This is a genomic window from Frigoribacterium sp. PvP032, assembly GCF_017833035.1.
GTDB lineage: Bacteria > Actinomycetota > Actinomycetes > Actinomycetales > Microbacteriaceae > Frigoribacterium.
On the sequence record NZ_JAFIBM010000001.1, the window covers coordinates 2,078,887 to 2,094,033 of the forward strand.

The window sequence follows — 15,147 nt, forward strand, 5'->3', positions numbered from 1 at the left end:
TCGGTCTGGCTCACCCCCTGAGCCTAGGAGGCGCCGCCGACAGCCGGGGCCGACGCGGCGGGCACGTCGCCGACGTGCAGCCAGAAGAACTGCTGCGTGCCGAGCGTGATCGTGACCTTGCCCTCGTCGTCGAACGACGGGAACTGCGCTCCGCCGAAGAGGTCGAAGAGCGTCCGGCCCGCGAGGTGCGGCGCCGTGACCGTGACCGCCGACGGGTTGTGCGCGAACGAGAACACGCAGAGGACGTCCTCAGCCGAGGCGCCGAACTGGGTGCCCTCGCCCTCGTACGACCGGACGAACGCGAGCACCGACTCCTGGTCCGTCTCGGCCACCTCGAGGGTGCCGAGCCCGAAGACCGGGTGCGCCTTGCGGACGTGGATCACGTTCCGCACCCAGTGCAGCAGCGAGCGCGACTGGGCGAGCTGGCTCTCGACGTTGACCAGGTTGTAGTTGAAGACGAGCGACTGCACGACGGGCAGGAACAGCTTGCCCGGGTCGGCCGTCGAGAAGCCGGCGTTGCGGTCGGGGGTCCACTGCATCGGCGTGCGCGAGGAGTCGCGGTCGGGCAGCCAGATGTTGTCGCCCATGCCGATCTCGTCGCCGTAGTACAGGAACGGGCTGCCCGGCAGCGCGAACAGCAGGGCGTGGACGAGCTCGAGCTCGGCCCGCGAGTTGTCGAGCAGGGGAGCGAGACGACGACGGATGCCGATGTTCGAGCGCATCCGCGGGTCGTAGGCGTACCAGCCGTACATCGCCTGGCGGTACTCCTCGCTCACCATCTCGAGCGTCAGCTCGTCGTGGTTGCGGAGGAAGACGGCCCAGGCGGCGCCCGGCGGCACCTCGGTCGTCTCGGAGAGGATGCGCTTCAGCTCGGAGCCGTTCTGCGCCCGCAGCGAGTAGAAGATGCGCGGCATGACGGGGAAGTCGAAGGCCATGTGGCACTCGGGCTCTTCTTCGGTGCCGAAGAAGGCGGCCGTCTCGGCCGGCCACTGGTTCGCCTCGGCGATCAGCACGCGGCCGGGGAACTCGTCGTCGACCATGCGACGGAGGCGCTTGATGAACTCGTGGGTCGCGGGCTCGCCCTCGCCGTTGCCCTCCTCCGTCTCGAAGAGGTAGGGGATGGCGTCGAGCCGCAGGCCGTCGACGCCGAGGTCCAGCCAGTGCCGGACCACGTCGAAGACAGCCTCCTGCACGGCCGGGTTCTCGAAGTTGAGGTCGGGCTGGTGCGAGAAGAAGCGGTGGAAGAAGAACTGGCGGCGCACCGGGTCGAACGTCCAGTTCGACTCTTCCGTGTCGACGAAGATGACGCGGATGTTCGAGTACTCGTCGTCGGTGTCGCGCCAGACGTAGAAGTCGCCGTAGGGGCCCTCGGGGTCTTCCCGGGACTGCTGGAACCACTCGTGCTGGTCGGACGTGTGGTTGAGCACCATGTCGATCACGATGCGCATGTTGCGCTCGTGCGACTTCGTGACGAGGTCGCGGAACTCGTCGAGGGTGCCGAACTCGGGCAGGATCGCCTTGTAGTCGGCGATGTCGTAGCCGCCGTCGCGGAGGGGCGACTGGAAGAACGGCGGCAGCCACAGGGCGTCGACCCCGAGCCACTGCAGGTAGTCGAGCCGCGAGAGCAGCCCCTGGAGGTCGCCGGCGCCGTCGCCGTTGCTGTCGACGAACGAGCGCACCATCACCTCGTAGAACACGGCACGTCTGTGCCATGCGGGATCGAGGGTCAGTCCGGGCTGCTGGATGGGGGCAGTGAAGCTCACCCGGCCAACTCTAGGACGGCCGACGGCCGAGTGCGCGCGTTCCGCCAGGACCGCCTCCGTAGACTCGGCCCGTGATCGTCAGAGAGCCCCGTGTCCCGTCGCCGTACCGGCGCCTCCTCGAGTCCGTAGCGGTGCGCGAGGACGTCGTCCGCGTCGCGGGCAGCGACACCGCGTGGTGGACCTACGACACGCCGGACGCCGACGACGACAGCCCGGTGGTGCTCGCGGTGCACGGGTTCCGCGGCGACCACCACGGCCTCGAGCCGGTCGTCGCCCATCTCACGGGCGTGCGGGTGGTCATGCCCGACCTGCCGGGCTTCGGCGAGTCGACGCCGCTCGAGGGCGAGCACAGCGTCGCGGCCTACGCCGCCTGGCTGACCGCGTTCGCCGCCGCCGTCGGCCTCGACGAGTCGGTCGTGGTGCTCGGGCACTCGTTCGGGTCGATCGTGACCTCGGCCGCTCTCGCGGACGGGCTCCGCGCCTCCCGGCTGGTGCTCGTCAACCCGATCGCCGCGCCGGCGCTGTCCGGTCCACGCGGCGTCGTGACCCGCCTCGCCGTCTTCTACTACTGGGCAGGGGCCGCGCTGCCCGAGGCCCTGGGGCTCTCCGTGCTGCAGGCCGCGCCGGTGGTGCGCTTCACGAGCCTGGCCATGGTCAAGACCCGCGACGCGTCGCTGCGGCGCTGGATCCACGACCAGCACGACTCGTACTTCTCTCGCTTCGCGGACCGGCGTGTCGTGCTCGACGCGTTCCGCGCCTCCGTGTCGAGCGACGTCAGCAGCTACGCCGCACGCGTCTCGGTGCCGACGCTGCTCATCGCCGCCGACCGCGACGACATCACGGCGCTGCCCGCCCAGCACGAGCTGCGGGCGCTGTTCCCCGACGCGCGCCTCACGGTGATCGACGGGGTCGGGCACCTCATCCACTACGAGAAGCCGCAGGAGGCGGCCGCCGCGATCCAGGAGTTCGTCGCGTGAGGATCGCGGTCGACTGCCGCTACGTCCGCACCGGGCGGCACGACGGCATCAGCCGGTTCACGGCCGGCGTGGTCGGCGCCCTCGCCGAGCGCACCCGCGGCGACGACGAGGTCGACCTGACGATGATCGTCTCCGACCTGCGACAGCTGGACAAGCTGCCCGACCTGCCGCACCTGCTCGTCAGCGACCCGACGAGCGCGCGCGAGCCGCTCGTCGCCCGCCAGGTCACGGCGGCCCGCCCCGACGTCGTCTGGTCGCCGATGCAGACGATGGGCTCGTGGGGCCGTCGCCATCGACTCGTCCTGACCCTGCACGACCTCATCTACTACACGAACAGGACGCCGCCGACCGAGTTCGCCCTGCCGCTGCGGCTGCTCTGGCGGCTCTACCACCTCGCCTGGTGGCCCCAGCGGCTGCTGCTCGACCGGGCCGACGCGGTCGTCACCGTCAGCCGGACCACCCGCGACGAGATGACCCGCCACCGGCTCACGCGGCGCCCGGTCACCGTCGTCTCGAACGCGGCCGACCCGGTGGCCGAGGCCGTGCCCCGCACGGCACCGGTGCACCGTGACCTCGTCTACATGGGGTCGTTCATGCCGTACAAGAACGTGGCCGCCCTCGCCAGGGCGCTGCCCCTGCTCGACGGGCACCGGCTGCACCTGATGAGCCGCGTGTCGGAGCGGGAGCGCGCCTCCTTGACGGCCCTCGCCCCTGCGGGCTCGCTGGTGTTCCACGACGGCGCGAGCGACGAGGAGTACCGCGAGGTGCTGCTGGGCGCCACGGCCGTGGTGACCGCCAGCCGCGCCGAGGGGTTCGGCATCCCGCTGGTCGAGGGCATGGCGCTCGGCACGCCGGCAGTCGTCAGCGACATCCCGATCTTCCGCGAGATCGGCGGCGACGCCGCGCTCTACTTCGACCCGGAGTCGCCGTCGTCGATCGCGGCGGCGGTGCGTCGGCTCGAGGGGGAGTGGGCGGCACGCTCGGCCGCGTCCGTGCAGCAAGCGGCCCGCTTCAGCTGGTCAGCCTCGGCGGAGGTGTTGCTCGAGCTGCTGCTCGCGACGGGCCGCGCGCCGCGCCGCGGGCGCTCGCGCCTCAGCCTGCGCCGCTAGCGCCGCCGCCCCTGCGTCGCCACCGCTAGCTCCACCGCACCACGCGCGCCACCACTCAGGACGCTCAGTCCTGAGTTCGCACTGCGCAGGAAGTGCACACCTGAACCGTGCACCGCTCAGGACGACTGCACCGTCGCCTCCTGAATTGCGCAGCTCAGCCGCGAACAGGCGCTCACGTCGGCGCACTCGGCGCAGCCCCGGCGCACGGGGAGACATGCGGAAAGGCCCGGCAGCTCGAGGGCGCAGCAGGCGCGCGAGATGCACGCGGATGTCAGAGGCACAGGAGGCGGCAGCTGCGGAAGCAGGAGCAGCGGCGGCAGGAGGCGCGACAGCTGCAGGAGGAGCGACTCCAGCGGGCGCGACGGCGCTACTTCTCGAGGGCGTTCTGCCAGTCGAAGGCGAAGGTGCCGGCGCGCTCTGACTCGTCCTCGATCGGGTCGTCGAACTCGCGGAGCACGAGACCGCCGTCGCGCAGCTCGAACGAGTGGATCGAGCCGTTGCGGATGGGCGTCCCGAGGTGCAGGACGTCGTCGCCGGCCACGTGCGTGACGACGGCCCGGATGACGGCGCCGTGCGTCGCGACGACCACTCGTCCCTCGCCTGTACCGTCGCCGGCACCGTCGCCGGTCGAGCGGGCGATGTCGACCAGGGCCGGCAGCACGCGGGCCAGCAGCTCACGACGGCCTTCGCGGCCCGGCACGGGCGTGCCCGTGGGGAACCGCTGCTCGACCTCGGTGCCGGTGAGGCCCTCGGCGTCGCCGTAGCGTCGCTCGGCGACGGCCGGCACGAGCTGCGGTGCGGGCAGGCCGAGTCGGGCGGCGATGATCGACCCCGTCTCCGCGGCGCGCGACAGCGGGCTGGCGACGACCCGGTCGAACGAGCGACGGGCGAGCAGGTCACCCGCCTCGGCGGCCTGGGAGCGGCCGAGGTCGTTCAGGGGGATGTCCGTGGCGCCCTGGATGCGGCGGGCGCGGTTCCAGTCGGTCTCGCCGTGGCGGACGAGGTAGAGCAGGGTCATCGTGTCTCCGGGGCAGGGGCGGCGGCGGGCGCGAGGCGCTCTGCGGGCGCGAGGCGCGCGGCCAGCGCGGTCAGGGTCTCGGTCGTCCCGGCGTCGATCTTCACGGCGGCACGGGAGTCGCCCTTGGTCTCGCCCCGGTTGACGATCACGACGGGCAGGCGGCGCCTCGTCGCCTGGTCGAGCAGCCGGATGCCGGAGTTGACGACCAGCGACGAGCCCACCACCAGCAGCGCCTCGGCGCCGACGACGAGCGACCTCGCCTCGGCGAAGCGCTCGACCGGCACGAACTCGCCGAAGAAGACGACGTCCGGCTTCAGCATGCCGCCGCACACCGTGCACGACGGGACGACGAAGGCGTCGATGTCGTCGACCTCCACGTCGCCGTCCGGGGCCAGGCGGACGCTCTCGGGCTCGTCGATCCACGGGTTGTCGCCGGCGAGGCGGGCGGCGACGGTGTCGCGGGCGAACGACTGGCCGCAGGTGAGGCACAGGACGCGGTCGACGGTGCCGTGCAGGTCGACCACGCGGCGCGATCCTGCGCGCTCGTGCAGCGCGTCGACGTTCTGCGTCACGACGCCGTTGACCACGCCGGCGCGCTCGAGCTCGGCGAGGGCCCGGTGCCCGCCGTTGGGCGCCGACGCCCGGAAGGTCTTCCAGCCGACGTGGCTGCCCGCCCAGTACCGCTTGCGGTACCGCTCGCTCGAGAGGAACTGCTGGAACGTCATCGGGTTGCGCGGAGGCGCCCCGGCACCCCGGTAGTCGGGGATGCCGGAGTCGGTGCTGATGCCCGCACCGGTGAGCACCGCGACGCGACGACCGGCGAGGACCTCGACGGCGGCCTCGAGGGCGTCGCCGGCCGGGGCCGAGGGGGCAGCGACCGAGGAGGCGCGGGCCGGCCCTGCGGGGCCGGCGGCAGCCGGCGGCGTGGCCGGTTCAGTCACGGTGGGGCCTCCTTCGGGGCAGGTCGACCTTCGGAGCAGGTCGCCGTCAGCCTAAACGGCGCGGCCTGGCGATTCGTTCCCCGGACGTTAGCCTGGACCCCGTCCCTGCCCCCTCGTCCTCCCGCGTCGCCTCCCGCTGCCGCCGCCGACCGGACGCCCTGCCCTGGAGCGCCGTGCGCATCACCCGCATCACCGACCTCGACCGCCCCGACCTCGCGGACTACGCCCGGCTGACCGACGTGGCGCTCCGCCGCGTGTCCGAGCCGGAGGGCGGCCTCTACATCGCCGAGTCGAGCAAGGTGATCGAGCGCGCGCTCCGGGCGGGCCACGTGCCCAGGTCGGTGCTGATGACCGAGCGCTGGCTGGCCGACGTCGAGCCGCTCGTGGCCGACCTCGACGGCGAGATCTTCGTCGGCGACGCGGCCCTGCTCGAGACGCTGACGGGCTACCACCTGCACAGGGGCGCCCTGGCCGCGATGCACCGGCCCGAGCTGCCGAGCGTGGAGTCGCTGTTGGAGGGCGCGAGGCGCGTCGTCGTGCTGGAGGACATCGTCGACCACACGAACGTCGGCGCCATCTTCCGCGCGGTGGCAGGGCTCGGCGCGGACGCCGTGCTCGTCACGCCGCGGTGCGCCGACCCGCTGTACCGGCGCAGCGTGCGCGTCAGCATGGGCACCGTGCTCCAGGTGCCGTGGACGCGCCTCCCCGAGTGGCCCCTCGGCGCCGAGCTGCTGCGCGACGCGGGCTTCGAGGTCGCGGCCCTCGCCCTCGCCGACGACGCCGTGCCCCTCGACGAGTACGCCGCCTCCGCCCCCGAACGTGTCGCGCTGCTGCTCGGCACGGAGGGCGACGGCCTCAGCCGCGACGCCCTGCGCGCCGCCGACCGGGTCGTGACGATCCCGATGCTGCACGGCGTCGACAGCCTCAACGTGGCCGCCGCCTCCGCGGTGGCCCTCTGGGCGCTTCGCGTGCCGCCGGTCGCGGGCGCACCGACGCCCGGCGCCGGGGCGGAGTCGCCCTCGTGACCCGTCGTGCCGTCCTGAGACGGCGTCGCGCCGCCGTGGCCGCCGTCGTCGTGCTCGTGCTGGCGGTCGGCACCTACCTGCCCCTCACCCTGCTGGGCCCGCTCGCCCCGGCCTCCGCCACGGCGTCCACCTGGGAGGCGCCCGCCCAGCCGGGCGCGCAGCTCACCTTCCCCGCGTACGGCGCCACGGCCGTCGAGGCCCTGGGCTTCGACGAGAGCCTGACGACGAGCGGCGACGCGCAGCCGAGGCCGATCGCGAGCATCAGCAAGGTCGTGACGGCCCTCGTCGTGCTCGACGCGAAGCCGCTCGACGGCGGCGACGGGCCGTCGATCACCCTCACCGCCGCCGACGCGGCCCTGTACGACACCTACCGTGCGGTCGACGGGAAGGTCGTGCCGATGACGGCCGGGGCGGTCCTGACCGAGCGGCAGCTGCTCGAGGTGACGCTGATCGAGTCGGCCAACAACTACGCGACCTCACTGGCGCGCTGGGCCTTCGGCTCGGACGCCGCCTTCGTGTCGGCCGCGGCCGCGTGGCTCGCCGAGAACGAGCTCGCCGCGACGACGATCGTCGAGCCCACCGGCCTGTCGCCGCAGAACACGAGCACCGCGACCGACCTCGTGGCCCTCGGCGCACTGGCTCTCGCCGACCCCGACGTCGCGGCGATCGTGGGAACCGACGAGACGACGATCCCCGGCGTGGGCGTCATCGACAACTCCAACGAGCTGCTCGGCCTCGACGGGGTCAAGGGCATCAAGACCGGCACGCTCGACGAAGCGGGCGCCTGTCTGCTCTTCGCGGCGGACTTCACGGTCGCCGGCCAGACCGTGACGGTCGTGGGCGTGATGCTGGGCGGCGTCGACCACGACGCGCTCGACGCCGACGTGCAGCGCCTGCTGCAGAGCGTGACGGGGAAGTTCCAGACCATCACCCTGACCACGGAGGACGACGTCTGGGCGCGCTGGGACCTGCCCTGGGGTGCCTCGGCCCAGGCGGTGGCGGCCGAGGACGCCGGCCTGCTCGTCTGGGGCGACAAGGCCGTCACGTCCACGCTCCAGACCGACGAGGTCGGTCCGGAGGCCGCCGGGAGCGAGGTCGGCACGGTCCGCTTCGACGTGGGCGGCCAGGAGGTCGACGTGCCGCTCGTGCTCGACGCGACGATCCCGGAGCCCGGCGCGTGGTGGCGGCTGACGCACCCGCAGGACGTCCTCGGCTGACGCGCCCGACGCCTCCCGGAGCCCGAAGCCCGAAGCCCGCAGCCGCTACGGCTGCTGCTCGTCGCGGTTCATGACGGTCACCGCGTCCGGGCGCTTCGCCTGGCGGCCGTCGCCCGACGACTGGTGCCGGATGCGCCGCACGACCCACGGCACCAGGTACTCGCGGGCCCAGCCCATGTCGTCCGAGCGGGCCTGGCGCCAGGGGCGACGCTCGAGCGGCTCGGGCCGCCACGGCTCGAGGTCGTTCTCGACGGCGAGGGCCCCGAGCACGGCCCTGGCGATCGTGTGGTGGCCGAGCGGGCTGAAGTGCAGCCGGTCGGGAGCCCACATGCGCGAGTCGGACAGCTGCCGGAGCGCCCACATGTCGGCGACGACCGCGCCGTGCTTCAGCGCGATCGCGTGCACGTGCTCGTTGTAGATCGCGACCTTTCCGCGGAGACGACCGAGCACCGGGGTCAGCCCGATGTCCGGGCCGGTGAAGACGACGACCGTCGCGCCCTGGGAGCTCAGCTTCTCGACGAGCGCGTCGAAGCCCGCGGCGACCTGGTCGGGGTCGGTGCCGGGGCGGATGATGTCGTTGCCGCCGGCCGAGACCGAGATCAGGTCGGGACGCAGCGACAGGGCGGCGTCGGCCTGCTCGTCGGCGATCTGCTTCAGCAGACGCCCGCGCACGGCCAGGTTCGCGTAGGCGAAGTCGTCGGCGGACGAGCCGAGGACCTCGGCGACGCGGTCGGCCCAGCCGCGGTTGCCGCCGGGCGCGCGCTCCTCCGGGTCGCCGATCCCCTCGGTGAACGAGTCGCCGATCGCGACGTACCGGGACCAGGGGTGCAGCTGCGTCATGGCCTCCACGTTACCGCCGGGTGCCGACGTGGCTACCCTCGGTGCATGACCGACGGCGCCCGACCAGCCAGCTCCTCCTCGTGGTCGCCCTCTGAGCTGTTGCCGGACGACCTCCTCGCGCGGTTCCGCGGGCGTGCCGCCGGCCACGACCGGGACGGCGCGTTCCCCCACGACGACCTGGCCGAGCTGCGCGAGCGCGGGTACCTGACGGTCTTCGTGCCCCAGGGCGAAGGAGGCGCGGGCCTGGGGCTCGAACAGGTCGCGGCCCTGCAGTCCCGCCTCGCGGCCGCCGCTCCCGCCACCGCCCTCGCGGTCGGGATGCACCTCGTCTGGACGGGCTGCGCCGCCGTGCTGCGCGCCAGGGGCGACCGGTCGCTCGATCTCGTGCTCGCCGACGCCGCGGCCGGCGAGGTGTTCGCCTTCGGCGTCAGCGAGCCGGGCAACGACCTCGTCCTGTTCGACTCCGTCACGCGGGCCGAGCCGACCGGGGACGGCGGCTGGCGCTTCACGGGGACGAAGACGTCGACCTCGCTCTCGCCGGTCTGGACGCGACTGGGCGTGTTCGGCCGGGACGACACGGACCCGGCGGAACCGGTGCTCGTGCACGGCTTCGTGCACCGCGACCAGCCGGGCTGGAGCTCGCTCGGCGACTGGGACACGATCGGCATGCGGGCGACCGAGAGCCACAGCACCCGCCTCGAGGGCGTCGAGGTGCCCGCGTCGCGCATCGTGCGGCAGCTGCCGGTCGGCCCGAGCGCGGACCCCCTCGTGTTCGGGATCTTCGCCGTGTTCGAGACGCTCGTGGCCGCGGTCTACCGGGGGATCGCGCGGCGGGCCGTCGAGCTCGCGGTCGAGTCGGCGTCCGGCCGGACGTCGCGCCGCACGGGGGAGTCGCTCGCCCTCGACCCTATCGTCCGCTGGCGGGTCGCCGACGCCCGCCTGGTGCTCGACGGCCTCGAGCCGCAGGTCGACTCCCTCGCTCGCGACGTCGACCAGCTCGTCGACCACGGCGCCGACTGGTCGCCGCTGCTCGTCGGCCTCAAGACGCGCGTGACCGAGGCGGCGCGGGCCGTGGTCGACCAGGCCGTCGCTGTCGCCGGGGGCGGGTCGTTCCGGGCGTCGTCGGAGCTCGGGCGGCTGCAGCGCGACGTGCTCGCGGGGCGGTTCCACCCGTCGAGCACGGACTCGGCGCACGCCACGATCGCCGCGCGCCTGCTCGGGCCCGCGGACTAGCGGCGACGGCCGCGGCCGCGCGTCGATGTCGGCGGTCCGTGTGAGGATCACCGGGTGAGCAAACAGGACGGCAGCGGGCGACTCGTCACCGCGGACCCCACCGACGACGTGTCGGCGCCGATCCTGCACGTCGACATGGACGCCTTCTTCGCCTCCGTCGAGCTGCTCGACCGCCCCGACCTCGTCGGCAAGCCGGTGGTCATCGGCCACCGGTCCGATCGCTCCGTCGTCACGGCGGCGACCTACGAGGCGCGCAAGTTCGGCGTCAACTCGGCGATGCCGATGGCCATCGCGCTGCGGCGCTGTCCCCAGGCGATCGTGCTCGAGCCGCACGGCGAGAAGTACCGGCACTGGTCGTCGGTCGTGATGTCGATGTTCGACGACGTGACGCCGCTCGTCGAGCGGCTCGGCATCGACGAGGCGTTCCTCGACGTGACCGGCGCGATCCGCCTGATGGGGCCGCCGTGGCAGATCGCGACCGAGCTGCGGCGTCGCGTGCACGCCGAGACGGGGCTGCGCTGCAGCATCGGCGCCGCGTCGACCAAGTTCGTCGCCAAGCTCGCCTCGAGCGTCTCCAAGCCCGACGGGCTGCTCGTCGTGCCGCACGACCAGACCATCGCGTTCCTGCACCCGAGGCCGATCAGCGCCCTCTGGGGCGTGGGCGGCAAGACGGAGGAGGTGCTGGCGAACCTGGGCCTGCGCACGGTCGGCGACGTGGCCACGGCCTCGAGGGACACCCTCGTCCGCGCGGTCGGCGCTGCCGCCGGGGCCAAGCTGCACGACCTGGCGTGGGCGCGCGACCCGCGTCGGGTGCACACCGAGACGACGGAGAAGAGCGTCGGGCACGAGATGACCTTCTCGACCGACGTCGTCGACCCCGACGTCATCCGGCGTGAGCTGCTCCGGCTCAGCGACAAGGTCGGGGCACGACTCCGCGCCGCGGGCCTGAGCGGCCGCACCGTCGTGCTCAAGCTGCGCACGACCGACTTCGTGACGATCACCCGATCGCGCACGCTCGCCGACCCGACCGACCTCGGGCGGCGCATCTACGACGAGGTGCGCTCGGTGTACGAGGCCACCGGCAAGCAGCACGAGCGCATCCGCCTCGTCGGCGTGCGCGTCGAGCAGCTCGGCGCAGGCGACGACGGCGGGCTCTCGCTCGGCCTGTGGGACGACGACGCCGAGTGGCGAGAGGCCGAGTCGACGATGGACGCCCTCCGGGCGCGCTTCGGCGCGGCCGCGCCGACGCCGGCGTCGCTGCTCCGCGCGGGCGGCGACGACGCCCGGCGGCGATCGCGGCACGACCGTGACCGGCCGGGGCGTGACCGACCGGCCGCCGCCGACGAGTAAGATCGGGCCAAGTGAGCACAGCGTACGAGGACGACCCGGCCGGGGGTGCCGGCGACCAGACGAGCACCGACGACCAGACCGGCGCCGACGACCAGCTCGACCTGGGCGAGGTCGGCGCGACCGTCGGCAACTCCGCCGCCGAGCACCTCTCGCCGGCGTTCCCCGAGCGCGCCGCCTGGGGCACCGCGAGCAAGCTCAGGGCCTGGCAGGCCGAGGCCCTCGAGCAGTACTTCGCGACGTCCCCCCAGGACTTCCTGGCCGCGGCCACGCCCGGCGCCGGCAAGACGACCTTCGCCCTGCGCCTCGCGACGGAGCTGCTGTCGCGCGGCGAGGTCGACCGCGTCGTGGTCGTCGCCCCGACCGAGCACCTGAAGCGACAGTGGGCCGACGCGGCCGATCGTGTGAACCTCAGGCTCGACCCGATGTTCAAGAACGCCGACGTCTCGTTCGGCCGGCACTACCACGGCGTCGCCGTCACCTACGCGCAGGTCGGCATGAACCCGAAGGTGCACGCCGACCTGACCGCGGCCGGTCGCACCCTGGTCATCCTCGACGAGGTGCACCACGGCGGCGACGCCCTCAGCTGGGGCGACGGCATCCGCGAGGCGTACGGCCGAGCCACGCGACGGCTGTCGCTGACGGGGACCCCGTTCCGGTCGGACACCGCACCGATCCCGTTCGTCACGTACGCACCCGACGAGCACGGCATCCGCACCTCGCGGTCCGACTACGCCTACGGCTACGGGCGCGCCCTGGCCGACGGCGTCGTCCGGCCGGTGCTGTTCATGGCCTACGCGGGGCAGATGCGCTGGCGCACGCGCATGGGCGACGAGATGAGCGCCAGCCTCGGCGAGGCGGTCACGAAGGACATCACGGCCCAGGCGTGGCGGACGGCCCTGTCGCCGCAGGGCGACTGGATCCCGGCGGTCCTGTCGGCGGCCGACAAGCGACTGACCGAGGTCCGTCGCGGCGTCCCGGACGCCGGGGGACTCGTCATCGCCACCGACCACACCGCCGCTCGGCAGTACGCGGCGGTGCTGCAGAAGCTGACGGGCGAGCGACCGACGGTGGTCCTGTCGGACGAGAAGGCCGCCTCCGACCGGATCCAGGCGTTCTCGGACGGCGACACCCGCTGGATGGTGGCGGTGCGCATGGTCTCCGAGGGGGTGGACGTGCCGCGGCTGGCCGTGGGCGTCTACGCGACCTCCGCCTCCACGCCCCTGTTCTTCGCGCAGGCAGTCGGTCGCTTCGTCCGCGCGCGGCGCCGAGGCGAGACCGCGTCGATCTTCCTCCCGAGCGTCCCCAGCCTGATGGCCCTCGCGGGCCAGCTCGAGCTGGAGCGCGACCACGCCCTCGATCGGCCGGAGACCGCCGACGACGGCATCTTCGCGCCCGAGGAGGACATGATGGCGGCCGCGAACCGCGAGGAGAAGGCCTCGAGCCTGCTCGACCAGCAGCCGTTCGAGGCGCTCGACTCGCAGGCGTCGTTCGACCGCGTCCTGTACGACGGCGGCGAGTTCGGCACCGGCGGCGAGATCGGCAGCCTCGAAGAACTCGACTTCATCGGCATCCCGGGCCTGCTCGAGCCCGACCAGGTGCGCGACCTGCTGCGTCAGCGGCAGGCGAAGCAGGCCACGCGCTCACGCAAGACCGGCATGCCGACGGTGGCCGCGCCCGTCGCCGAGGCACGACCGCTCTACCAGACCATCAAAGAACAGCGACAGGAGCTCAGCCGGCTCGTGTCGATCTGGTCGCGGGTGTCGAACGAGCCCCACGGCATCATCCACGCGGACCTGCGACGGGTCAGCGGCGGGCCTTCCGTCGCCCAGGCGAGCACCGAGCAGATCCAGAAGCGCATCGACGTGCTCAGGGGCCGGATCGGCAACCGCACCTAGGCGACGCGCCTAGCCTGGCGGAGGTGCAGACCTTCCTCCCGTACCCCGACTTCGCCGAGAGCGCGCAGGTGCTGGACCAGGCCAGGCTCGGCAAGCAGCGCGTCGAGGCCCTCCAGGTGCTGCGCGCGGTGACCCTGCCGGGCTACGGCTGGCAGAACCACCCCGCGATCGCGATGTGGCGTGGACACCGCACCGCGCTCACCGCCTATGCCCTCGCGATCACCGACGAGTGGATAGCCCAGGGACACGCCGACACGGTGCGTCCGCAGGTGCTCGAGTTCGCGCCCGCGCTGCTCGGCGACGCGGACGGCGTCCGCGACGGCATCGCCGCCGACCTGCCGAGCTGGCTCGGCGACCCGGCCGTGCACCGCAGCCACCGGTCGAAGCTCGTGCAGAAGGAGCCCGAGTGGTACCGCGGCAAGTTCCCGGATGTCCCCGCCGACCTCGACTACGTCTGGCCGGGAGCCGATCCCGGCACCTCGGCCCCCACCGACGACGCGGCGCTGTCCTCGGCACGGCGAGCCTGGGTGGTCCGCCCCCGGGACGCGCAGGTGGCGGACGACTGGCGCCGTGCAGGCGTCGTCACCGTCGGCGAGTCGTCGCCCCGGGGCCGGACGACCCCCGCCTGGACTGCCCAGCGGGAGGTGTTCGCGACCGTCGGCGAGGGCGAGGTCGTCGCGGTCCCGGACGAGGAGCAGCAGTCGTTCTCGCTCGGGCGGCTGGTCGGTGACGCCGTCGCGGCCCAGGACGGGGACCGGGCGCCCGTGCTGCTGCGCCGCGTCGAGTGGGACGGCCAGGACGTGCAGCGCCACGACCTGCCCGACCCGGCCCTCGCCCAGGACACCCGGACCGTGTTCCCCCTCGCGCTGGCCTGACCCCTGGGTCGTCGGCCGCCACGCCAGGGGTCGGAAGTGCCGGTCCGGCTACCATCGAGACATGCTCGACCGCGCCTCCGACGACCGCTGGTTCGTCCGCTCGACGCCGGACGGCGCGGCCCAGGCCGTCGTCGAGGCGTTCGGGAACGGCTGGCGGCTGCGCCGCTGGTCGTTCGTCGAGGCCGAGCAGGAGCCCCTCGGGGTCTACACGTCGGCCGAGCTCGCCGAGACCGCCTGGTGGCGACACCTCGACCGGGGACGCGGTCAGCGCACGGCCAGCTCGTCGGAGAGCCGCAGACGCCTCGGCGAGGACTGAGCCCGCGCACCCCCGTGTCCCTCGCTGTCGCCCCCGGCCGCCCGGTCGTCACGCTGGAGGACGACCACGCCGTCGGACGCGCAGGTGAACACCGCCCGCACGGCGAAGCGGCGGGCGTCGGAGAGCCCGGTCAGCACGCGGTGCCACGCGTGGTCGGACGTCGTGGCGGACGAGGGGCCAGGACGCTCGAGGACGAACACCACGGCCGTGACGCCGAACTCGGTCGACACCGCCTCGAGAGCGTCGCCCCAGCGCTCCATGGCGAGTCGGTCCGGATGCTCGGGGACGCCCTCGAGCGGCACCAGGATGGGCAGCTGCACGTCGTCGGCGTCGAAGAAGAGGGTCCAGAGCTGTCGGCGGACGGCGACGGGCACGAGGCTCGTGACGCGGGCGGCGAGGTCGTCGTCCGAGACGACGGGCCGGTGCGGGTCGGGAGCGACAGCCGAGCCGGCGGAGGAGGCGGAGTCGGGGAGAGGGACGGACGGCAGGGAGGCGAGGGCGACGGTCATGGGGCCAGCGTCGCGTCCGCAGGGCGACCACCGTGCGTCGTCCACAGGCCCGGCTCGGCGCCCGGCCACCGTGACCGAC

Annotated in this window: 14 protein-coding genes; 9 read left to right on the forward strand and 5 right to left on the reverse strand. The window is 73.3% G+C overall.

Features of this window, described 5'->3' with window-relative positions:
• Positions 1 to 23: 23 nt before the first annotated feature.
• A complete protein-coding gene (gene treS / locus JOE35_RS09560; RefSeq protein ID WP_209560887.1) occupies positions 24 to 1,763 on the reverse strand; it encodes a maltose alpha-D-glucosyltransferase in 1,740 nt (579 codons plus the stop codon).
• Between the two features lie 71 nt (positions 1,764 to 1,834).
• Between treS and JOE35_RS09565 the strand changes: the two genes are divergently transcribed.
• Together JOE35_RS09565 and JOE35_RS09570 are read left to right on the forward strand one after the other, a co-directional pair.
• Positions 1,835 to 2,740, forward strand: a complete 906-nt coding sequence (locus JOE35_RS09565) for an alpha/beta hydrolase (protein WP_307803016.1) — start codon at positions 1,835 to 1,837, stop codon at positions 2,738 to 2,740.
• Entirely contained in the window at positions 2,737 to 3,849 is a 1,113-nt protein-coding gene (locus tag JOE35_RS09570; protein WP_209560888.1) for a glycosyltransferase family 1 protein, read from the forward strand. The genes JOE35_RS09565 and JOE35_RS09570 overlap by 4 nt, the downstream gene beginning before the upstream one ends.
• A gap of 367 nt (positions 3,850 to 4,216) precedes the next feature.
• On the opposite strand, the gene JOE35_RS09575 is transcribed toward JOE35_RS09570, so the two are convergent.
• Both JOE35_RS09575 and JOE35_RS09580 read right to left on the reverse strand, forming a co-directional pair.
• The gene (locus JOE35_RS09575) at positions 4,217 to 4,867 is read right to left on the reverse strand and encodes a histidine phosphatase family protein (protein WP_209560889.1); all 651 of its coding nucleotides are present in this window, start codon (positions 4,865 to 4,867) and stop codon (positions 4,217 to 4,219) included.
• Positions 4,864 to 5,808: an NAD-dependent protein deacetylase gene (locus tag JOE35_RS09580; RefSeq protein WP_209560890.1), complete on the reverse strand. Its 945-nt coding sequence runs from the start codon at positions 5,806 to 5,808 to the stop codon at positions 4,864 to 4,866. The genes JOE35_RS09575 and JOE35_RS09580 overlap by 4 nt, the downstream gene beginning before the upstream one ends.
• Before the next feature lie 173 nt (positions 5,809 to 5,981).
• Between JOE35_RS09580 and JOE35_RS09585 the strand changes: the two genes are divergently transcribed.
• Positions 5,982 to 6,833: an RNA methyltransferase gene (locus JOE35_RS09585; RefSeq protein WP_209560891.1), complete on the forward strand. Its 852-nt coding sequence runs from the start codon at positions 5,982 to 5,984 to the stop codon at positions 6,831 to 6,833.
• Positions 6,830 to 8,050 (forward strand): D-alanyl-D-alanine carboxypeptidase family protein, encoded by a 1,221-nt coding sequence (locus tag JOE35_RS09590; RefSeq protein ID WP_209560892.1) that lies wholly within the window; start codon positions 6,830 to 6,832, stop codon positions 8,048 to 8,050. The genes JOE35_RS09585 and JOE35_RS09590 overlap by 4 nt, the downstream gene beginning before the upstream one ends.
• Before the next feature lie 45 nt (positions 8,051 to 8,095).
• Here the strand turns inward: JOE35_RS09590 and JOE35_RS09595 are convergent, their stop codons facing one another.
• Positions 8,096 to 8,890 carry an SGNH/GDSL hydrolase family protein gene (locus JOE35_RS09595; RefSeq protein WP_209560893.1) on the reverse strand — a complete coding sequence of 265 codons (795 nt, stop codon included), beginning with the start codon at positions 8,888 to 8,890 and terminating at the stop codon, positions 8,096 to 8,098.
• A 45-nt stretch (positions 8,891 to 8,935) separates the two neighbouring features.
• On the opposite strand from JOE35_RS09595, the gene JOE35_RS09600 reads away from it, so the two are divergent.
• The 5 genes from JOE35_RS09600 to JOE35_RS09620 all read left to right on the forward strand — a co-directional run bounded on the left by JOE35_RS09600 (position 8,936) and on the right by JOE35_RS09620 (position 14,559).
• Positions 8,936 to 10,123 carry an acyl-CoA dehydrogenase family protein gene (locus JOE35_RS09600; RefSeq protein ID WP_209560894.1) on the forward strand — a complete coding sequence of 396 codons (1,188 nt, stop codon included), beginning with the start codon at positions 8,936 to 8,938 and terminating at the stop codon, positions 10,121 to 10,123.
• 54 nt (positions 10,124 to 10,177) lie between these two features.
• Positions 10,178 to 11,473, forward strand: a complete 1,296-nt coding sequence (dinB, locus tag JOE35_RS09605) for a DNA polymerase IV (protein ID WP_209560895.1) — start codon at positions 10,178 to 10,180, stop codon at positions 11,471 to 11,473.
• A gap of 101 nt (positions 11,474 to 11,574) precedes the next feature.
• A complete protein-coding gene (locus JOE35_RS09610; RefSeq protein WP_209561975.1) occupies positions 11,575 to 13,368 on the forward strand; it encodes a DEAD/DEAH box helicase in 1,794 nt (597 codons plus the stop codon).
• A gap of 23 nt (positions 13,369 to 13,391) precedes the next feature.
• On the forward strand, positions 13,392 to 14,243 hold the full coding sequence (locus tag JOE35_RS09615; RefSeq protein WP_209560896.1) for an MSMEG_6728 family protein: 852 nt from the start codon (positions 13,392 to 13,394) through the stop codon (positions 14,241 to 14,243).
• A 61-nt stretch (positions 14,244 to 14,304) separates the two neighbouring features.
• Positions 14,305 to 14,559: a hypothetical protein gene (locus tag JOE35_RS09620; RefSeq protein ID WP_209560897.1), complete on the forward strand. Its 255-nt coding sequence runs from the start codon at positions 14,305 to 14,307 to the stop codon at positions 14,557 to 14,559.
• On the opposite strand, the gene JOE35_RS09625 is transcribed toward JOE35_RS09620, so the two are convergent.
• Positions 14,508 to 15,068, reverse strand: coding sequence for a hypothetical protein (locus tag JOE35_RS09625; RefSeq protein WP_209560898.1), 561 nt, complete (start codon positions 15,066 to 15,068; stop codon positions 14,508 to 14,510). The genes JOE35_RS09620 and JOE35_RS09625 overlap by 52 nt on opposite strands.
• Positions 15,069 to 15,147 lie beyond the last annotated feature (79 nt).